This window comes from Streptomyces sp. NBC_00525, assembly GCF_036346595.1.
Lineage (GTDB): Bacteria > Actinomycetota > Actinomycetes > Streptomycetales > Streptomycetaceae > Streptomyces.
Genome location: NZ_CP107834.1, coordinates 3,178,897 through 3,196,684 on the forward strand (window position 1 = coordinate 3,178,897; position 17,788 = coordinate 3,196,684).

The following is a 17,788-nucleotide window of genomic DNA, read 5'->3' on the forward strand; positions in this document are numbered from 1 at the left end:
GACAGGGCGGTGCTATGACAGCGACGACCGAGGACCAGGAGCTGACCGACGAGTCCGCGCCCCCCGAGCGGAAGGGTGGCCGGCACCCCGTCGCGACCGCCGTCAGTGTCTTCGGCGAACTCCTCATCACCGCAGGTCTGGTGCTCGGGCTCTTCGTCGTCTACTCCCTGTGGTGGACGAATGTGCTCGCCGACCGCGAGGCCACCAAGCAGGGCAACAGCGTCCGCGACGGCTGGGCGGACGGACCCGGCGCCCTGGACACCAAGGACGGCATCGGCTTCCTGCACGTCCCCTCGATGAAGAACGGCGAAGTGCTCGTCAAGAAGGGCACCGACACCGAGACCCTCAACGACGGCGTCGCCGGCTATTACACCGATCCGGTGAAATCCGCGCTTCCCTCCGACAAGGAGGGCAACTTCACGCTGGCCGCCCACCGCGACGGGCACGGGGCCAAGTTCCACAACATCGACAAGGTGCGTGCCGGGGACGCGATCGTCTTCGAGACCAAGGACACCTGGTACGTCTACAAGGTCTTCAACGAGCTTCCGGAGACGTCGAAGTACAACGTGGACGTGCTGAAGCCGATCCCCAAGGGCTCGGGCGCCAAGAAGGCCGGCCGCTACATCACGCTCACGACCTGCACCCCGGTCTTCACCTCGAAGTACCGCTACATCGTCTGGGGCGAGCTGGTCCGCACGGAGAAGGTCGACCGCGACCGCACGCCGCCGGCGGAGCTGCGCTGAGCAGTCGTCACGACAGAGGGCCCCGGTCACCGCGAAGGTGACCGGGGCCCTCTGTTCGTGCCGGGGCGGGGAGGTCAGTGACCCCGTCCGCCGTTCGGGCCGCCGAAGATGTTGCCGCCGCCGTCGATGGTGGTCAGGGTGACCGTGCCACCCGCGTCCACCTGCTGGCCGCCCATCGGGCTGCTCATGACCACCTTGGCGTCCGGCTTGTCGACCGAACCGGGCTGGAGCGCGACGACCAGGTCCATGGCCTCCAGCTGCGCCTTCGCCTCCTGGTACGTCTTGCCCGCGAGGTCGCCCGGAACGGTCACCTGCTCCGGCTGCGTCGGGCCCTTGGAGACCTTGAGCAGGATCGTGGTGTCCTTGCCGACCTTGTCGTTGGCCGCCGGAGTCTGACCGACGACCTGTCCCGCCGGATGCTCTTCGTCATCGACCTCGGACTTGCCGATGTTGGTGAAGCCGACGCCCTTCAGCTGGTTCACCGCGTCCTCGTAGGAGCGGCCGGTCACGGGCGGCATGGAGAGCAGCTTCTCCGTGGCGACCTTGAGCTCGACCTCGGAGTTCTCCTCGGCCTTGCTGTTGCCCTCGGGTGACTGCTCCAGGACCGTGCCCGGCTCGGCCTGGTCGGACTCGACCGACGTGACGGTGACCGTGAAGCCCTTCTCCTCAAGGGCCTTGCGGGCGCTCTCCTCGGACTTCTCCGTGACGTCCGGGACCTCGATCTTCGGCGGGCCGCTGGAGACGAAGACCGTGATGGTTTCCCGCTCCTTCATCTGCTCGTCCGACGTCGGCGTCTGCCGGCAGATCTTGTCCTTGGGCTGGTCCTTGCACTCTTCCTCGGGACCGATCTTGAGCACGACGTTCGCGTTGTCGGCGAGGGTCCGCGCGTCCTTGACCGTGCTGCCGACCATGTTGGGTACGTCGAACGCGCCCTCGTCGCCGCCGTCGCCGGGGAAGATCGCCTTGCCGATGAGGATGGCGCCGATCAGGACCAGGACGCCCGCGATCACCAGCAGGACGGTCGAGGTGTGGTTCTTCTTCTGCCTGCGGCGGTCGGGGCGGTCGTCGTAGCCGTAGCCCCCGTCGTCCGGGTTGACCGGCGGCAGCATCGACGTACGCTCGCCGCCCTGGTCGGCGGCGCGCAGGGCGGTGGTGGGCTGGTCGTTGTCGTACCCGCCGGCGTAGCCGCCGTAACCGGCCGCGCCCATCGCGGCGGTGGCGGCGACCGGCTGGCCGTCGAGGCACGCCTCGATGTCGGCCCGCATCTCGTCGGCCGACTGGTAGCGGTAGTCGGGGTCCTTGGTGAGGGCCTTGAGCACGATCGCGTCCATGGCGGGCGTGATCTCGGGGTCGAAGGTGCTCGGCGGCTGCGGCTCCTCCCGCACGTGCTGGTACGCCACCGCGACCGGGGAGTCCCCGATGAACGGCGGACGGACCGTCAGCAGCTCGTAGAGCAGGCAGCCGGTGGAGTAGAGGTCGGACCGCGCGTCGACCTGCTCGCCCTTGGCCTGCTCGGGGGAGAGGTACTGGGCGGTGCCGATGACGGCGGCGGTCTGGGTCATCGTCATGCCGGAGTCGCCCATGGCGCGGGCGATGCCGAAGTCCATGACCTTGACCTGTCCGGTCCTGGTCAGCATGACGTTGGCGGGCTTGATGTCCCGGTGGACGATGCCGGCGCGGTGCGAGTACTCCAGCGCCTGGAGGATGCCCACGGTCATTTCGAGCGTGCGCTCGGGCAGCAGTCTCCGCCCCGAGTGCAGCAGCTCGCGGAGCGTCGAACCGTCGACGTACTCCATGACGATGTACGGGATGGAGACCCCGTCGACGTAGTCCTCGCCGGTGTCGTACACCGCGACGATCGCCGGATGGTTGAGCGAGGCAGCGGACTGGGCCTCACGGCGGAACCGGGCCTGGAAGGACGGGTCGCGGGCGAGATCGGCCCGGAGCGTCTTCACAGCCACGGTGCGGCCGAGCCGGGTGTCGTGCGCGAGGTAGACCTCGGCCATGCCACCACGGCCGAGCACCGAGCCCAGCTCGTACCGGCCGCCGAGGCGACGCGGCTCTTCCATAACTGTTCCAGCCCTCTCCGTCAGTCCTGACCGCACCGGTGCGCGGTCCGGCGGTGTGCTGTTCGCGCATACGCTACCGGCCGCGCATCAGCTGATCGGCCCCTGGGCAATACCTGATATCCGACCGGTATCCGCAGGTGCGCATTTGCGGTCAGGTGTGAGCGGTCTCACTTCTCGCTGTCGATGACCGCCTTCATGACCGCCTTGGCGATCGGGGCGGCCAGACCGCCACCGGAGATGTCGCCGCGGCTGGCGTCGCTGTCCTCCACGACGACGGCCACGGCCACCGGGGAGCCGTTGTCGGTCTTCGCGTACGAGATGAACCACGCGTAGGGCTTCTCGCTGTTGTTCAGACCGTGCTGGGCCGTACCGGTCTTGCCACCTACCGTGACGCCGGGGATCTGGGCCCTGGTTCCCGTGCCCTTCTCGACGACGGTCTCCATCATTTCCTGGAGCTTCTGGGCGTTCTCACCCGAGAGGGGCCGACTGAGCTCCTCCTTCTCGTGCGTGTAGATGACGTCCAGGTTGGGAGCCTTGCGCTCGGCGACCATGTAGGGCTGCATCAGCTTGCCGTCGTTGGCGACGGCGGCGGCGACCATCGCCATCTGCAGCGGGGTGGTGCGGTTGGACGCCTGGCCGATGCCCGCCATGGCGTTCTGCGGCCGGTTGTCCTCCGGGTAAATGCTGGCGACGGTGCGGACCGGGGTGAAGATCTCCTTGTTGAAGCCGAACTTGTCGGCCTCTTCGATCATCTTCTCGTTGCCCAGGTCATCGCTGATCTTTCCGAAGACGGTGTTGCAGGACCAGCGCAGTGCCTCGCGCAGCGAGGCGTTCTTGCACGGGATGTTGCCCTCGTTCTTCAGGTCGTTGCGTGACTGCGGCAGCCGCCACGGCAGCGGGGAGTCGGTCGCGTCGTCGATGTCCGTGTAGAGGCCGTTCTCCAGGGCCGCGGCCGCGGTGACCACCTTGAACGTCGAGCCGGGCGGGTACGTCTCGCGCAGCGCCCGGTTTTGCATCGGCTTGTCCTTGTCCTTCAGCAGGGCCTGCCAGGCCTCGCTGTCGGACTTGCTGTTGCCGGCGAACGTCGAGGGGTCGTACGAGGGAGTGCTGGCGAGCGCCAGGATGGCGCCGGTGCGCGGGTCGATGGCGGCGACGGCGCCCTTCTTCTTCCCGAGCCCCTCGAAGGCGGCCTTCTGCGCGGCGCCGTTGAGCGTGGTGACGATGTTGCCGCCCTGCTTGTCGTCACCGGTGAACATCGACATCGTGCGGTTGAAGAACAGCTGGTCGTCGTTGCCGGTGAGGATGCCGTCCTCGATCTTCTCGAGCTGCGAGGCGTCGAACGCCTGCGAGGAGTAGCCGGTGACGGGGGCCCACATGGGGCCGTTCTTCCAGACCCGCTTGTACTTGAAGTCGCTGTCCTCGGTCTCCTTGGACCCGGTGATGGACTTGCCGTCCACGATGATGTTGCCGCGCTCGTGCGCGTACCGCTCGATGCGTACGCGGCGGTTCTCGTCGCGGGTGTTGAGCTCGTCGGCCTTCACGTACTGCAGGTAGTTCGTCCGGGCGAGCAGGGCGAAGATCAGGACGCCGCAGAAGATCGCGATCCGGCGGAGGGGCTTGTTCACGGGCGGACCACCTGGGTCATCTCGGCGTCGGTCGAGGGTGCGGGGGTGGGCGCGGGGCGGCGGGCCGTGTCGCTGATGCGGATGAGGATGCCGATGAGGGCCCAGTTGGCGATCACGGACGAACCACCGGCCGCGAGGAACGGCATCGTCATACCGGTGAGCGGGATGAGGCCCATGACGCCGCCGGCGACGACGAAGACCTGGATGGCGAAGGCGCCGGAGAGCCCGATCGCGAGGAGCTTGCCGAAGGGGTCGCGGGCGGCGAGCGCCGTGCGGATGCCGCGTTCGACGATGAGGCCGTAGAGCAGCAGGACGGCCATCATTCCGGCGAGGCCCAGCTCGTCACCCACGGTGGCGAGGACGAAGTCGGCGTTGGCGGCGAAGCCGATCAGGTCGGAGTGGCCCTGTCCCCAGCCGCTGCCGAGCGTGCCGCCCGAACCGAACGACATGATGGCGTTGCCGATCTGCTCGCAGGCGCCGCTCGTGTCCGTCGAAAAGCAGGCGAACGGGTCCTGCCAGGCGTTTACACGGGACTTGACGTGCTGTTCGAACGTCGCGACCCCCACGGCGCCGGCGGCCGACATCAGCAGTCCGAAGACGATCCAGCTGGTCCGCTCCGTGGCCACGTACAGCATGATCACGAAGAGGCCGAAGAACAGCAGGGAGGTACCGAGGTCGGTCTCGAAGACCAGGATCAGGATCGACAGCGCCCAGATGACGAGGATCGGGCCCAGGTCACGTCCGCGCGGCAGGTACAGGCCCATGAAGCGCCGGCTGGCCAACGCCAGGGCATCGCGCTTGACCATGAGATAGCCGGCGAAGAACACGGCGATGATGATCTTCGCGAACTCTCCCGGCTGGATGGAGAAGCCGGCGATGTTGATCCAGATCCTCGCGCCGAACTTGGCCGGGAAGAACATCGGCAGGATCAGCAGGAACAGCGCCACGACCATCGAGATGTACGTGTAGCGCTGCAGGATGCGGTGGTCCTTCAGCAGCAGCAGTACGCCGACGAAGAGGGCCACGCCGATGGCGGAGTACATCAACTGGCGCGGTGCGGAGGGGGTGAAGACGCCGTAGAGGATCTCGGCACGCCGGATCAGCCTGGGCGACTGGTCAAGTCGCCAGATCAGCACCAGCCCCAGCCCGTTCAGCAGCGTGGCCAGGGGCAGCAGCAGCGGGTCCGCGTACCGGGCGAACTTCCGCACGATGAGATGGGCGACACCGCCGAGCAGGATGAGCCCCGCCCCGTAACCGAACATGCCGGACGGGAGCTTGCCGTCGAGGGCCAGGCCCACGTTGGCGTAGGCGAACACCGAGATGGCGATGGCGAAGACCATCAGCATCAGTTCGGTGTTGCGTCTGCTCGGCGCGTCGATGGCGCCGATCGTGGTCGTGTTGGTGACAACGCTCATGGTGCTGAAGGCCCCCTACGGCTCTACTTCTTACCGCACTGCGGGACCAGCTTCTTCTCTTCCTCCGAGAGGCTGGGCCCAGGAGTGGGAGTCGTGGAAGTCTGCTCGGACTTGGTGTCGCCACCGGATTTCTTGTCGGACTTCGACGCCTTGGTGGCGTCGCCGTCCGTGCCCTGCGCCTGGCCCTCGTCGCCGTGGGCCTTCGCGGCCTCGCGGCGCTGTGCGTCCTTCCTGCAGGCCGAGGCCTGGGTGGACAGCTCGCTGATCTTCTCGCGGGCGTCGGCGAGGCTGCCCTCGGCGATCGTGTCCTCGACCTTCTTGCGCTGGTAGGGCGGGAGGTACTTGAGTTCGATCTCGGGGTGGTCGGTCTCGACCTTCGAGAGCGACAGCCAGCCGAGGTCCTGGCTGATGCCCCGGTACAGCGCGACGTTGTCGTCCTTCGCGCCCACGTAGAACTGGGTCTGGGTCCAGCGGTAACCGCCGTACAGACCGCCGCCGATCACCGCCAGGGCGAGCGCGATGTACAGGGAGCGCTTGAGCCACTTGCGGCCGCCGCGCTTGTCGAAGTCGTCGTCGGTGTACGAGGAGAACGCCCCGTCGGGCATGTCGCCGTAGCCGGAGTCGTCACCGCTGCCGGGCGGGCCGAAACTGCCGGCCGGGGGCGGTACGGGCCGGCCGAGGCCGGCCGCGCGTCCGGCGGGCGTCTGCATCGCGCCGCCGTCGTTCAGCTGGGCCGCCTGGTTCTCGGCGACCGCGCCGACGACGACCGGGGTGTCGTTGAGCTGCCCGGCCAGGGTGTCGTTGCTGTCGACGTCGAAGACGTCGGCGACGATGCAGGTGATGTTGTCCGGTCCGCCGCCGCGCAGGGCGAGCTGGATCAGGTCCTGGATGGTCTCCTGGGGGCCCTGGTAGCTGGCGAGCGTCTCCTCCATCGTCTGGTGGGAGACGACGCCGGAGAGGCCGTCGGAGCAGATCAGATAGCGGTCGCCGGCCCGGACCTCACGGATGGAGAGGTCGGGTTCGACGTGGTCGCCACTGCCCAGCGCGCGCATCAGCAGGGAGCGCTGCGGGTGGGTGGTGGCCTCCTCCTCCGTGATCCGGCCCTCGTCGACCAGCCGCTGGACCCAGGTGTGGTCCTGCGTGATCTGGGTGAGCACGCCGTCGCGCAGCAGGTACGCGCGCGAGTCGCCGACGTGGACCAGGCCGAGGCGCTGACCGGTCCAGAGCAGGGCGGTGAGCGTGGTGCCCATGCCCTCCAGCTGCGGGTCCTCCTCGACCATCATCCGCAGCTGGTCGTTGGCCCGCTGGACCGCCGTACCGAGCGAGGTGAGGATGTCGGAGCCCGGCACGTCGTCGTCGAGCTGGACGAGGGTGGAGATCACCTCGGAGCTGGCGACCTCACCGGCGGCCTGGCCGCCCATGCCGTCGGCGATCGCGAGAAGGCGGGGGCCGGCGTAGCCGGAGTCCTCGTTGCCCTCCCGGATCATGCCCTTGTGCGATCCGGCGGCGAAGCGCAGGGACAGACTCATGCGCACCTCACCCGTCGGTTCGGTGTACCGCCGGTCTCGAGCCACACTGCCCACCCTCCGGTCGGGAGCCCGGCCGGGTCCGATGCCCGGATGCCCGAGGCTCGCTCGCTCCGCTCGCTCATTGTCGTACTACTTCCGCAGCTCGATGACGGTCTTGCCGATCCGGATCGGCGCGCCCAGCGGAACAGGCGTGGGGGTGGTGAGGCGGGTCCGGTCCAGGTAGGTGCCGTTGGTGGACCCGAGATCCTCGACGATCCACTGGCCGTCACGGTCGGGGTAGATCCTGGCATGCCGGCTGGACGCGTAGTCGTCGTCCAGCACGATCGTTGAATCATGGGCGCGGCCCAGCGTGATGGTCTGCCCCTGGAGCGCCACCGTGGTGCCGGTGAGCGTGCCCTCGGAGACGACCAGCTTGGTCGGCGCCCCCCGGCGCTGGCGGCCGGACTGCTGGCGCTGCTGCGGCGGTGCCGCGTTCTGGCGTCCCTGGGCCGGACGCGCGTCGGTAGCGGTGCGGCGTGAGCCGCGCTGCGTGACGCGCGTTCCGAACAGGTCGCTGCGAATGACCTGGACGGCCACGATCACGAACAGCCACAGAACAGCCAGGAAACCTAGCCGCATGACCGTCAGGGTCAGCTCTGACATTGCCCCCGCTTCACCCTTCGGCTTGCCGGTAAACGATGGTGGTGCTGCCCACGACGATCCGCGAGCCGTCGCGGAGCGTAGCGCGGGTGGTGTGCTGCCCGTCTACCACGATGCCGTTGGTAGACCCGAGATCCTGGATCGTCGAGGGCGTTCCGGTCCTGATCTCACAGTGCCGGCGGGACACGCCGGGGTCGTCGATGCGCACGTCGGCGTCGGTGCTGCGGCCCATGACCAGGGTCGGGCGGGAGATCTGGTGGCGGGTGCCGTTGATCTCGATCCAGCGTCGCACCTGTGCGTTCGGCAGGGAGGTGGGGGCGGCCGGCGGGCGCCGGTCGTGGCCGCCGGGGCGCCCGGCGCCCGGCGGCGGGGCCGAGGGCATGGGCGGAGCGGAGGCCGGCGGGTAGCCGTAGCCGCTGGGAGCCTGCGAGGCCGGGCGACCGTGGTTCGGGTAGCCCTGCTGGGGGGACTGGCCGCCGTAGCTCTGGCCCGGTCCCTGTCCCTGGCCCTGTGACGAACTGGACGCCAGGGTGCGGCTGCGGACGCGGTAGAGGCCGGTGTCGAGGTCCTCCGCCTTCTCCAGGTGCACCTTGATCGGGCCCATGAAGGTGTACCGCTGCTGCTTGGCGTAGTCCCGGACGAGTCCGGACAGTTCGTCGCCGAGCTGGCCGGAGTAGGGGCTCAGACGCTCGTAGTCGGGCGCGCTCAGCTCGACGATGAAGTCATTGGGGACGACGGTGCGCTCACGGTTCCAGATGGTGGCGTTGTTGTCGCACTCCCGCTGGAGGGCACCCGCGATCTCGACCGGCTGGACCTCGGACTTGAAGACCTTGGCGAAAGTGCCGTTGACCAGACCTTCGAGACGCTGCTCGAAGCGCTTCATCACTCCCATGGGGCACCTCCTCCGGTGTCATCGTCCCTGTACTGCTTACTGATCGTATCCACGCGTCGGGAAATCGGCTGGTTCCCCTTGTCTGCCTTGGGGACGAGTGTCCCCCCTCACACGGATCGTAGAGGTGGCCTCCTCACAGTGTCCCGCACCTTGGACGCACTCAGGAGGAGTGGGGGCGACCGTTCCGGGTTCCCGGTTCCTTTCGGACGTTCCGCGAACTTCGGTCCCGGCGCTTCCTCGCCGGGACCGGGCGTGCGGCGAGTGCCCCCGGAGCGGCGGGCGAAACAACGGATGTGAATCCACCCTGTCCAGCGTGCTAATCTTCCGGATGTCGCCAGGCGCTCGCACCAACAGGTGAGAGAGAGTCTGGAAACACCACTCTTGCGCGAGTGGCGGAACGGCAGACGCGCTGGCTTCAGGTGCCAGTGTCCTTATGGACGTGGGGGTTCAAATCCCCCCTCGCGCACAAGAAGGAAGCCCCCCAGGCATCAGCCCGGGGGGCTTCTTCGTGTGTCGGCCCAGGGGCGCCCGTGTGTTTGGTTTCACGTGAAACGCCCGGATTACGCCTGTGGTGCGTCGCTCGTCGCGTTGTAGCGCAGCAGATAGGCGGCGAACCGGGAAAGGTCGTCCGCCGTCCAGTCCGCGAGGCGCTCCTGATAGGCGGCGCGGCGGCTGGCCTGGCTGGCGGCGAGGGCCTGGGTGCCGGCCTCGGTGGGGTGCAGGACCTGGATGCGGTGGTCGTCCGGGTCGGGGTGGCGCTCGACCAGGCCCAGCTTCTCGAGACCGGCGACCTGCCGACTGACCGTGGACTTGTCGAGCATGTAGTGAGCCGCCAGGTCGGTCGCCCGGCACCCTTGCTGGTCGTCGATGTGGGCCAGCAGTGTGTACGAGACGAGGGGAAGCTCCGGATGGAGCCGGGCTGCCGCGGCCCGCGCGCGGCGGGCGAAGGCGGTCAGTTCGCGCTGGATGACGTCCAGCGAATCCTCGCGGTCTCCGGGGGTGCCTGGCACGGGGTCGCCTTCCTCGAAAGTTCAGTTGTATAGTACAACGGAATTGAAGTTGTAAAAGCCAACCAGTTGAGTTGTAGAAGCCAACGATTGGCCGGTTGTCTGGAGTCCCCATGTCCGCAGGCCCGAGCGCCGCCACCGGTTCACCGGCGGGCGCGCTGCGTCACGTACTGACCCATCTCGTCACCCCGCTGCTGATGTGCGTCGGTATGGGGCTCGCCTACCTCGGCGCCTTCCACGCCCCGCAGCCGCACGATCTGCGGGTGGACGTGGTCGGCTCGGGGGCGAGCGCCCAGGTGCTGGCGCAGACCCTCCAGGACGAGGGGGACGGGGCGCTGAGCGTGCGGACCGTCCCCGACCGCGCCACCGCGGCGGAGCATCTGCGCACGCAGGCCAGCTACGGCGCCTACCTGCCGGGCGAAGCACCCGAACTGCTCGTCGCCTCCGCCTCGTCCGACACCAGCGCGACGGTTGTCGAGAAGGTCTTCACACGGGTCGCCGCCGGGCAGGGCGCCCCGCTGAAGGTGACCGACACGGCGCCCACGGCGGACGGCGACCCGACCGGCCAGGGCATCTTCTTCCTGCTGGTCGCCGTGAGCATCGGCTCGTACGCCTCCGTCGCCGTGATCGGCGGAGCCGGAGCGGTGCTGCGGCTGAGGATACGGGCGGCGCTGGCGCTGGGAGCCTCGCTGGTGGTGAGCGCCATCGGCGCGCTGTTCGCGGGGCCGCTGTTCGGGCTGGTGGACCAGGGGCTCGCGGGGCTCTGGGCCATGGCCTGGCTCTACTCGGCGGGCATCCTGCTGATCGGTGTGGGGCTGCACACCTTCCTCAAGCGCTGGACGACGCTCGGCATGATGGTGCTGTTCGTGATGCTCAACTTCACCAGTTCCGGCGGGATCTTCCGCCCGGAGCTGCAGCCGGGCTTCTTCGGGGCGCTGCACTCCTTCTGGAACGGCGCGGGCTTCGTGGAGGGCGTCCGCAGCCATGTGTACTTCGGCGGTCACGCGCTGGGCGGGAACGTACTGGTGCTGGTCCTCTGGTTCGCCGCGGGCGTGGTGGTGACGGGGCTCGCCGGGTTGGCCGAGAGGAGGCGCCGGGCCGCGGCCGCTCCGTCCGCCGCCTCGGCGGTCGTCCCTGCCGCCGCGACAGCCGCCGGGGCGGTCGTGTCGGCCGAGGAGGAAGAGGAGATGGCGGAGGCGGTGGCGGTCTGACCTGCGAGATGAGAGGCCGGCCGGAGTTATCCACAGGGGGAGACGGCGGTCGGGGTACGGCGGTACCGTCGGCGCAGTTGTTGTGGGGCAGGGACCCGGCGGCCGCGCCGGGCAGGGGTGGGGGAGGCTGCGCGCCATGGACCGAATCGAAACGGCACTGCCGCGGGTACGGCAGGACGGGCCCGGCGGTGTGGGGGCGGCGACGGGGGCGCGGGCCGCGCGCCCGGCAGGCCCGGGCGGGCCGCGCATACCGGCCGTGCCGGGGTTCGTGCGCCGTACGGACACGGCGTACGCGCAGGGCGCGGGTGGCCTGAAGGAGCGGGGCAAGGCGCTGCGGGCGCGGGTGCCCCGGTCCACGCACGCGTCGCTGACCCTGCCGGCCGGCCGGCCCGACGCGGTGCGCGCGGTCGAGGAGTCCAACCGGGGCCGGGTGCCGGCGCTGACGCCGATACGGGTGGGCCGGATGGCCGCCACACCGTTCGCCTTCCTGCGCGGTTCGGCCGGCCTGATGGCCCATGACCTCATGGGCACCCCGGTCACCGGCGTGGCCGCGCAGCTCTGCGGCGATGCGCACGCGGCCAACTTCGGGCTGTACGGCGATGCCCGAGGCAGCCTCGTCATCGACCTCAACGACTTCGACGAGACCGTGTCCGGCCCCTGGGAGTGGGACCTCAAGCGCCTGGCGACGTCCCTGGTGCTCGCCGGGCGCGAGGTCGGCGCCGACGAGGACGTCTGCCGCAGGGCCGCGTACGACACCGTGGGCGCCTATCGGCGGACGATGCGGCTGCTGGCCCGGATGCCCGCGCTGGACGCGTGGAACGCCATCGCGGACGAGGAGCTGGTCTCCCACGCCGACGCGCGGGACCTGCTCGGCACCCTGGAGCGGGTGTCCGAGAAGGCCCGCAACAACACCAGCGCCCGGTTCGCCGCGAAGTCCACGGAGGAGTGCGAGGACGGCGGCCGCCGCTTCGTCGACGCGCCCCCGGTGCTGCGCCGGGTCCCGGACGACGAGGCGGCCGCAGTGGCCGAAGGGCTCGGCGACTACCTGGGGACCGTCTCCGAGGACCGGCAGCCGCTGCTGGCCCGCTACGCGATACACGACGTGGCGTTCCGGGTGGTCGGCACGGGCAGCGTGGGCACCCGCTCGTACGTGGTGCTGCTGCTGGACCACCGGGGGGAGCCGCTGGTGCTCCAGGTGAAGGAGGCCAGGCCCTCCGTGCTGGCCCCGCATCTGGCCGCCGTGGGCTTCCCGGTGCCGGAGGTGGCGCACGAGGGGCGGCGCGTGGTCCTCGGGCAGAAGCGGATGCAGGTCGTCAGCGACCATCTGCTGGGCTGGACCACGGTGGACGGCCGGCCCTTCCAGGTCCGGCAGTTCAGGAACCGGAAGGGCAGCGTCGACCCGGCCGCGCTGGCGGCCGACCAGGTGGACGACTACGGGCGCATGACCGGCGCCCTGCTGGCGCGGGCCCACGCGCACAGCGCGGACCCGAGGCTGCTGGCGGGCTACTGCGGCAAGAAGGACGAACTGGACGAGGCGGTGGCGGCCTTCGCGGTGACCTACGCGGACCGCACGGAGGCGGACCACGCCGAACTGGTGCGGGCGATAGCGGCGGGACGCATGGCGGCGGAGAGCGGGGTGTAGTCCACGGGGGCGGCGCGGGGCCATACGCTGGACGGGTGAGCCACGAAGCCGCCGGGGCGCCGACCTCCCGGAACGACGAAGACCTGCAGGACGAGGCACGACCGGACGCCGGCCGCGACGAGGCGGCGGAGACCGCCGGGCCGGCGCGGCCGGAGGCGCGGCTCGCGCACGCCGTGCGGGTGGCGGAGCAGGCGCTGATCGAGTTCGAGATCGCGGTCGAGACGTTCCGGGTCGAGGTGGAGAACTTCTCCCGGCTGCACCACCAGCGGCTCGGTCCCATGTACGCCCGGCTCGACGAGCTGGACGCGCGGATCGCCGAGGCGCGGGCGGCCAGGACCGGTGACCCGGAGGACCTGCGCAAGGCGGAGGAGGCGCGGTCCGTCGTGATGCCCATGCCGGGCGTGGACGAGCTGTTCCACGACTGGATGGACTCCGACGGGCTGTCCCCGGAGGCGTCGGCGATGCTGACCGATCAGCCGGTCCGGCCGCCCAAGCGCGTCCGGCCCACCGAGAAGGCCCGCAAGCTGTACCGCGACCTGGTCCGCCGGGCCCACCCGGACCTCGCCCAGGACGACGCGGAGCGGGCCAGGCGGGACGAGTTCATCGCCCGCGTCAACGCCGCCTACGGGCGCGGGGACGAGGCCCTGCTCGCGGAACTGGCCGACGAGTGGGCGGCCGGGCCGACCGCCCCGCAGCCGGAGCTGAGCGAGACCGACGAGCTGTACGCCCGGCTGGACTGGCTGACCCGCCGCAAGGAACTGCTTTCCGAGGTCGCCCAGGACCTGGAGGAGAGCGCGATCGGCGCCATGCTGCGGATGGCCCCCGACGACCCGGACCAGCTCCTGGAGGAGATCGCCGAGCAACTGCTGGGCGAGGTGTCGAAGCGCGAGGCGGAACTCGCGGCTCTGGTGCAGTAGCGTTTTCGGTGACTCCGGAGCGCCCTGACGAGAGAAGGCATGACCCATGAATTTCGGCCCGCTTCCCACCGTCGACGTCGCCTCGGTACCGGCGGACGGCCTCGTGCTCGATGTCCGCGAGAACGAGGAGTGGGTGGCCGGACACGTCGAGGGCGCCCTGCACATCCCGATGAGCGACTTCGTGGGCCGCTTCGGTGAGGTGACCGAGGCGGTGGAGGACGGTCGGCGCGTGCACGTGATGTGCCGGGTCGGCGGCCGGTCCGCGCAGGTCACCCAGTACCTGGTGCAGCGGGGGATCGACGCCGTGAACATCGACGGCGGCATGCTCGCCTGGGACGGCGCGGGCCGTCCGATGGTCACCGACAACGGCGCCCAGGCCTTCGTCGCCTGACCACGCGTCGCCCGGCCATGCGTCGCCCGGCCACGCGTCGCCCGGCCACCGGGGGCACCCCGGCCGCTCAGCGGTCGAAGTCGAGTTCGACCTCCTCGGTGACCGGGCGGGACTGGCAGGCCAGCACATAGCCCGCCTCCGTCTCCTCGGGCTCCAGGGCGTAGTTGCGGTCCATCCGCACCTCGCCCGAGACCAGGAACGCCCTGCAGGTGCCGCAGACGCCGCCCTTGCACGCGTACGGCGCGTCCGAACGGCTGCGCAACACCGTCTCCAGCAGCGATTCGCCCTCCGCCACCGGCCACGAGCCGGACCGGCCGCCGAGGGTCGCCGTGAGCGTGCTGCCGGCCGGGGCCTCGATCCGGGGCCCGGCGGGCGCCGCCGGTCCGTCCTCGACGTGGAAGATCTCCTGATGGACACGTGAGCGGTCCACGCCCAGCTCCCGCAGCGTGCCCTCGGCGGCCCGGACCAGGCCCAGCGGCCCGCACAGGTACCAGCCGTCGATCCCGGCCACCGGCAGCAGCGCGGGCAGCAGCCCGGCGAGCCGTTCGCCGTCCAGCCTGCCCGAGGGCAGACCGGCCTGCCGCTCCTCCCGCGAGAGGGCGGTGACCAGTTGGAACCGGTCCGGGTAGCGGTCCTTCAGGTCGGCGACCTCGTCCAGGAACATCGTCGACGCCGCGGTCCGGTCGCTGCGGATCAGACAGAACGTGGCGTCCGGTTCGCGGGCCAGCAGTGTGGCCGCCATCGACAGGACCGGGGTGATGCCGCTGCCCCCGACGATCGCCGCGAACCGGCCGGGGTGGGGCTCCAGCACGAAGCGGCCCATCGGCGGCATCGCCTCGACCGTGTCCCCGACGAGCAGTTCCTTGAGCGCGTACGTGGAGAACGCGCCGCCGTCCACGAGGCGGATGCCCACCCGCAGCGCCGGAGCGGCCGGGCTGTCGGGGGCCGGGGCACAGATCGAGTACGAGCGGCGGACCTCCTCGCCGTCCATGGTGTAGCGGACGTTGAGGTGCTGGCCGGGCCGGTGCCGGAAGGTGTCGTGCAGGTCGGGCGGGACGGCGAGGGTGACGGCCACCGAATCGTCCGTGAGCCGCTCGATCCCGCTGACCCGGAGCGGATGGAACATCTACAACTCCTTGAAGTGGTCGAACGGCTCCCGGCACGCCACGCAGCGCCGGAGCGCCTTGCAGGCGGTGGACGAGAACCGGCTGAGCAGCTCCGTCTCCGTCGAGCCGCAGTGCGGGCAGCGCACGGCCAGGGTGAGCGGCACGGGCCCGTCGGACGCGGTGTCGCGGGGCCGGGGCGGCGCAATGCCGAACTCGGCGAGCTTGCGCCGGCCCTCGGCCGTGATGTCGTCCGTGGACCAGGCGGGGGACAGGACCGTCTCCACGGACACCTCGGCCACCCCATGGGCGTGCAGCACGCGTTCGATGTCGGCGGACATGGCCTCTATCGCCGGGCAGCCGGAGTAGGTCGGCGTCAGCCGGACGGTGACCCGGCCCGGTTCGCTCACGTCCACGCCCCGGACCACGCCCAGGTCCTCCAGCGTGAGCACGGGCAGTTCGGGGTCGGGCACCGAGCCCGCCAGGAACATCAGCTCCTCCTCCACGGAGGTCCAGGTCACCATGACGCCCCCGGATGGCTGCGGTGCAGATGCTGCATCTCGGCGAGCATCCGCCCGAACGGCTCGGTGTGGATGCCCTGCCGACCCGCTCCGGCCGACCAGGCGCCGGACTGCGGGCCCGCCGGGACGGTCAGGGTCGCCCGGCCGAGGACGTCGCCGACGGTCTCCAGCCAGCGGTCGTGCAGGGCCTGCCAGTCCACGTCGACGCCTTCGACCGGCTGGAACAGCTCGCCGGTGCAGCGCCACAGCGCGTCAACCGCCCGCTGCATCCGCTCGTGGCTCTCGTCCGTGCCGTCGCCGAGGCGGAGCGTCCACTGTTCGGCGTGGTCCCGGTGGTAGGCGACCTCCTTGACGGCCTTGGCCGCGATCGCCGCGAACGGGCCGTCGCCGGCGGCCAGCTGCTCGTACAGCCCCTGCTGGTGGACGGAGAAGTAGAGCTGCCGGGCGATGGTGTGGGCGAAGTCGCCGTTCGGCTGCTCGACCAGCTGGACGTTGCGGAAGGCGCGCTCCTCGCGGAGATAGGCCAGTTCGTCCTCGTCACCCACGAGGGAGAGCAGGAGCCGGGCCTGGCCCAGCAGGTCGAGGGCGATGTTGGCGAGGGCCACCTCCTCCTCCAGGACCGGGGCGTGGCCCGCCCACTCCCCCAGCCGGTGCGAGAGCACCAGCGCGTCGTCGCCGAGGGCGAGGGCCGCGGTCACAGGTGCTTCACCCCGTCCGGGATCTCGTAGAAGGTGGGGTGCCGGTAGGGCTTGTCACCGGCGGGCTCGAAGAAGGAGTCCTTCTCGTCCGGCGAGGAAGCCGTGATGTGGGCGGACGGCACGACCCATATCGAGACCCCTTCGGACCGGCGGGTGTAGAGGTCCCGCGCGTTGCGCAGGGCCATGTCGGCGTCCGGTGCGTGCAGGCTGCCGGCGTGGGTGTGGGAGAGCCCGCGCCGGGAGCGGACGAACACCTCCCACAGCGGCCAGTCCGTCGAGCTGCTCATGCTGTCGCCTTTCCGTTCGGTACGGCCGGACCCGCGCCGGACGTGTGCTTGCGGGCGTACGCTGCGGCGGCCTCGCGGACCCAGGCACCTTCCTCGTGCGCGCGGCGGCGCTGCCCGAGGCGCTGTTCGTTGCACGGCCCGTTGCCCTTCAGGACCTCCTGGAACTCCGTCCAGTCGATCGCACCGAAGTCGTGGCGGCCGAGCTCCTCGTTCCACCGGATGTCCGGGTCGGGGAGGGACAGGCCGAGCGCTGCGGCCTGGGGGACGCAGATGTCCACGAAGCGCCGGCGCAGTTCGTCGTTGGAGTGGCGCTTGATCTTCCAGGCCATGGACTGCGCCGAGTGGGCCGAGGCGTCGTCCGGCGGGCCGAACATCATCAGGGAGGGCCACCACCAGCGGTTCACCGCGTCCTGGGCCATCTCGTGCTGCGCGGGGGTGCCGTTGCTCAGCGCGAGGAGCAGTTCGTAGCCCTGGCGCTGGTGGAACGACTCCTCCTTGCAGACGCGGACCATCGCGCGGGCGTAGGGGCCGTAGGAGCAGCGGCAGAGCGGGACCTGGTTGGTGATCGCGGCGCCGTCCACCAGCCAGCCGATCGCGCCCACGTCCGCCCAGGTCAGCGTCGGGTAGTTGAAGATCGACGAATACCGCTGGCGGCCCGCGTGCAGCTTGTCGAGCAGTTCGTCGCGGCTGGTGCCGAGGGTTTCGGCGGCGCTGTACAGATACAGCCCGTGGCCCGCCTCGTCCTGCACCTTGGCCATGAGGATGGCCTTGCGGCGCAGCGAGGGGGCGCGGGTGATCCAGTTGGCCTCCGGCTGCATGCCGATGATCTCGGAGTGCGCGTGCTGGGCCATTTGCCTGACCAGCGACGCGCGATAGGCGTCCGGCATCCAGTCGCGCGGCTCGATGCGCTCGTCGGCCGCCACCGCGGCGTCGAAGGCCACCTGCAGGGCGGCGTCCGCCCCCTGTGCACCGTCCGCCGCCGCACGCGCTGCCCGGCTCGCAGTCCCTGCCGCCATCCCCGACTCCTTACCGACCGATCGTTCGGTTCAACGTCTTCAATGGTGTGTCCGGGGCCCGTAGGGTGTCAACCCTGTGGATA

General features: G+C 70.2%; 17 protein-coding genes and 1 tRNA gene. 6 read left to right on the forward strand and 12 right to left on the reverse strand.

Going from position 1 to position 17,788, the window contains the following annotated elements:
* Positions 1-14: 14 nt before the first annotated feature.
* Positions 15-743, forward strand: coding sequence for a class E sortase (locus OG710_RS13930; RefSeq protein ID WP_330239618.1), 729 nt, complete (start codon positions 15-17; stop codon positions 741-743).
* 74 nt (positions 744-817) lie between these two features.
* On the opposite strand, the gene pknB is transcribed toward OG710_RS13930, so the two are convergent.
* From pknB to OG710_RS13960, 6 genes are all read right to left on the reverse strand, one after another.
* A complete protein-coding gene (gene pknB, locus OG710_RS13935) occupies positions 818-2,812 on the reverse strand; it encodes a Stk1 family PASTA domain-containing Ser/Thr kinase (protein ID WP_330239619.1) in 1,995 nt (664 codons plus the stop codon).
* Positions 2,813-2,979: 167 nt separating this feature from the next.
* Positions 2,980-4,437, reverse strand: coding sequence for a peptidoglycan D,D-transpeptidase FtsI family protein (locus OG710_RS13940; RefSeq protein ID WP_330239620.1), 1,458 nt, complete (start codon positions 4,435-4,437; stop codon positions 2,980-2,982).
* Positions 4,434-5,852, reverse strand: a complete 1,419-nt coding sequence (locus OG710_RS13945) for an FtsW/RodA/SpoVE family cell cycle protein (RefSeq protein ID WP_111329729.1) — start codon at positions 5,850-5,852, stop codon at positions 4,434-4,436. The genes OG710_RS13940 and OG710_RS13945 overlap by 4 nt, the downstream gene beginning before the upstream one ends.
* A gap of 23 nt (positions 5,853-5,875) precedes the next feature.
* A complete protein-coding gene (locus tag OG710_RS13950) occupies positions 5,876-7,381 on the reverse strand; it encodes a Stp1/IreP family PP2C-type Ser/Thr phosphatase (protein WP_330239621.1) in 1,506 nt (501 codons plus the stop codon).
* A 129-nt stretch (positions 7,382-7,510) separates the two neighbouring features.
* Positions 7,511-8,023, reverse strand: coding sequence for an FHA domain-containing protein FhaB/FipA (locus tag OG710_RS13955; RefSeq protein ID WP_239226448.1), 513 nt, complete (start codon positions 8,021-8,023; stop codon positions 7,511-7,513).
* A gap of 10 nt (positions 8,024-8,033) precedes the next feature.
* Positions 8,034-8,912, reverse strand: a complete 879-nt coding sequence (locus OG710_RS13960; protein WP_330239622.1) for a DUF3662 and FHA domain-containing protein — start codon at positions 8,910-8,912, stop codon at positions 8,034-8,036.
* A 383-nt stretch (positions 8,913-9,295) separates the two neighbouring features.
* On the opposite strand from OG710_RS13960, the gene OG710_RS13965 reads away from it, so the two are divergent.
* Positions 9,296-9,378 (forward strand) — tRNA-Leu (locus OG710_RS13965).
* Between the two features lie 94 nt (positions 9,379-9,472).
* On the opposite strand, the gene OG710_RS13970 is transcribed toward OG710_RS13965, so the two are convergent.
* Entirely contained in the window at positions 9,473-9,922 is a 450-nt protein-coding gene (locus tag OG710_RS13970) for a MarR family winged helix-turn-helix transcriptional regulator (protein WP_330239623.1), read from the reverse strand.
* A gap of 110 nt (positions 9,923-10,032) precedes the next feature.
* Here OG710_RS13970 and OG710_RS13975 point away from each other — a divergent pair, with 110 nt between their 5' ends.
* The 4 genes from OG710_RS13975 to OG710_RS13990 all read left to right on the forward strand — a co-directional run bounded on the left by OG710_RS13975 (position 10,033) and on the right by OG710_RS13990 (position 14,080).
* Positions 10,033-11,130: a hypothetical protein gene (locus OG710_RS13975; protein ID WP_330239624.1), complete on the forward strand. Its 1,098-nt coding sequence runs from the start codon at positions 10,033-10,035 to the stop codon at positions 11,128-11,130.
* Between the two features lie 136 nt (positions 11,131-11,266).
* Positions 11,267-12,772 (forward strand): DUF2252 domain-containing protein, encoded by a 1,506-nt coding sequence (locus tag OG710_RS13980; RefSeq protein WP_330239625.1) that lies wholly within the window; start codon positions 11,267-11,269, stop codon positions 12,770-12,772.
* 35 nt (positions 12,773-12,807) lie between these two features.
* Entirely contained in the window at positions 12,808-13,689 is an 882-nt protein-coding gene (locus OG710_RS13985) for a hypothetical protein (RefSeq protein ID WP_330239626.1), read from the forward strand.
* A 46-nt stretch (positions 13,690-13,735) separates the two neighbouring features.
* Positions 13,736-14,080 carry a rhodanese-like domain-containing protein gene (locus tag OG710_RS13990; protein WP_330239627.1) on the forward strand — a complete coding sequence of 115 codons (345 nt, stop codon included), beginning with the start codon at positions 13,736-13,738 and terminating at the stop codon, positions 14,078-14,080.
* Positions 14,081-14,147: 67 nt separating this feature from the next.
* Here the strand turns inward: OG710_RS13990 and OG710_RS13995 are convergent, their stop codons facing one another.
* The 5 genes from OG710_RS13995 to paaA are packed head-to-tail and all read right to left on the reverse strand — an operon-like array spanning position 14,148 to position 17,705.
* A complete protein-coding gene (locus OG710_RS13995) occupies positions 14,148-15,206 on the reverse strand; it encodes a 2Fe-2S iron-sulfur cluster-binding protein (RefSeq protein ID WP_330239628.1) in 1,059 nt (352 codons plus the stop codon).
* Entirely contained in the window at positions 15,207-15,707 is a 501-nt protein-coding gene (gene paaD, locus OG710_RS14000; protein WP_330239629.1) for a 1,2-phenylacetyl-CoA epoxidase subunit PaaD, read from the reverse strand. It abuts the gene before it with no gap.
* Positions 15,701-16,402, reverse strand: coding sequence for a 1,2-phenylacetyl-CoA epoxidase subunit PaaC (gene paaC, locus OG710_RS14005; RefSeq protein WP_111329753.1), 702 nt, complete (start codon positions 16,400-16,402; stop codon positions 15,701-15,703). Before paaC ends, paaD begins: the two co-directional genes overlap by 7 nt.
* Complete coding sequence (gene paaB / locus OG710_RS14010; protein WP_111329755.1) at positions 16,399-16,689, reverse strand: 1,2-phenylacetyl-CoA epoxidase subunit PaaB; 291 nt, start codon at positions 16,687-16,689, stop codon at positions 16,399-16,401. Before paaB ends, paaC begins: the two co-directional genes overlap by 4 nt.
* The gene (paaA, locus tag OG710_RS14015; protein WP_330239630.1) at positions 16,686-17,705 is read right to left on the reverse strand and encodes a 1,2-phenylacetyl-CoA epoxidase subunit PaaA; all 1,020 of its coding nucleotides are present in this window, start codon (positions 17,703-17,705) and stop codon (positions 16,686-16,688) included. The genes paaB and paaA overlap by 4 nt, the downstream gene beginning before the upstream one ends.
* Between the last annotated feature and the right edge of the window lie 83 nt (positions 17,706-17,788).

Coding starts and splice junctions, on each gene's coding strand:
- OG710_RS13930 (WP_330239618.1), top strand. CDS start 15: ATGACAGCGACGACCGAGGACCAGGAGCTGACCGACGAGTCCGCGCCC.
- pknB (WP_330239619.1), bottom strand. CDS start 2,812: ATGGAAGAGCCGCGTCGCCTCGGCGGCCGGTACGAGCTGGGCTCGGTG.
- OG710_RS13945 (WP_111329729.1), bottom strand. CDS start 5,852: ATGAGCGTTGTCACCAACACGACCACGATCGGCGCCATCGACGCGCCG.
- OG710_RS13950 (WP_330239621.1), bottom strand. CDS start 7,381: ATGAGTCTGTCCCTGCGCTTCGCCGCCGGATCGCACAAGGGCATGATC.
- OG710_RS13955 (WP_239226448.1), bottom strand. CDS start 8,023: ATGTCAGAGCTGACCCTGACGGTCATGCGGCTAGGTTTCCTGGCTGTT.
- OG710_RS13960 (WP_330239622.1), bottom strand. CDS start 8,912: ATGGGAGTGATGAAGCGCTTCGAGCAGCGTCTCGAAGGTCTGGTCAAC.
- OG710_RS13975 (WP_330239624.1), top strand. CDS start 10,033: ATGTCCGCAGGCCCGAGCGCCGCCACCGGTTCACCGGCGGGCGCGCTG.
- OG710_RS13980 (WP_330239625.1), top strand. CDS start 11,267: ATGGACCGAATCGAAACGGCACTGCCGCGGGTACGGCAGGACGGGCCC.
- OG710_RS13990 (WP_330239627.1), top strand. CDS start 13,736: ATGAATTTCGGCCCGCTTCCCACCGTCGACGTCGCCTCGGTACCGGCG.
- OG710_RS13995 (WP_330239628.1), bottom strand. CDS start 15,206: ATGTTCCATCCGCTCCGGGTCAGCGGGATCGAGCGGCTCACGGACGAT.
- paaD (WP_330239629.1), bottom strand. CDS start 15,707: ATGGTGACCTGGACCTCCGTGGAGGAGGAGCTGATGTTCCTGGCGGGC.
- paaB (WP_111329755.1), bottom strand. CDS start 16,689: ATGAGCAGCTCGACGGACTGGCCGCTGTGGGAGGTGTTCGTCCGCTCC.
- paaA (WP_330239630.1), bottom strand. CDS start 17,705: ATGGCGGCAGGGACTGCGAGCCGGGCAGCGCGTGCGGCGGCGGACGGT.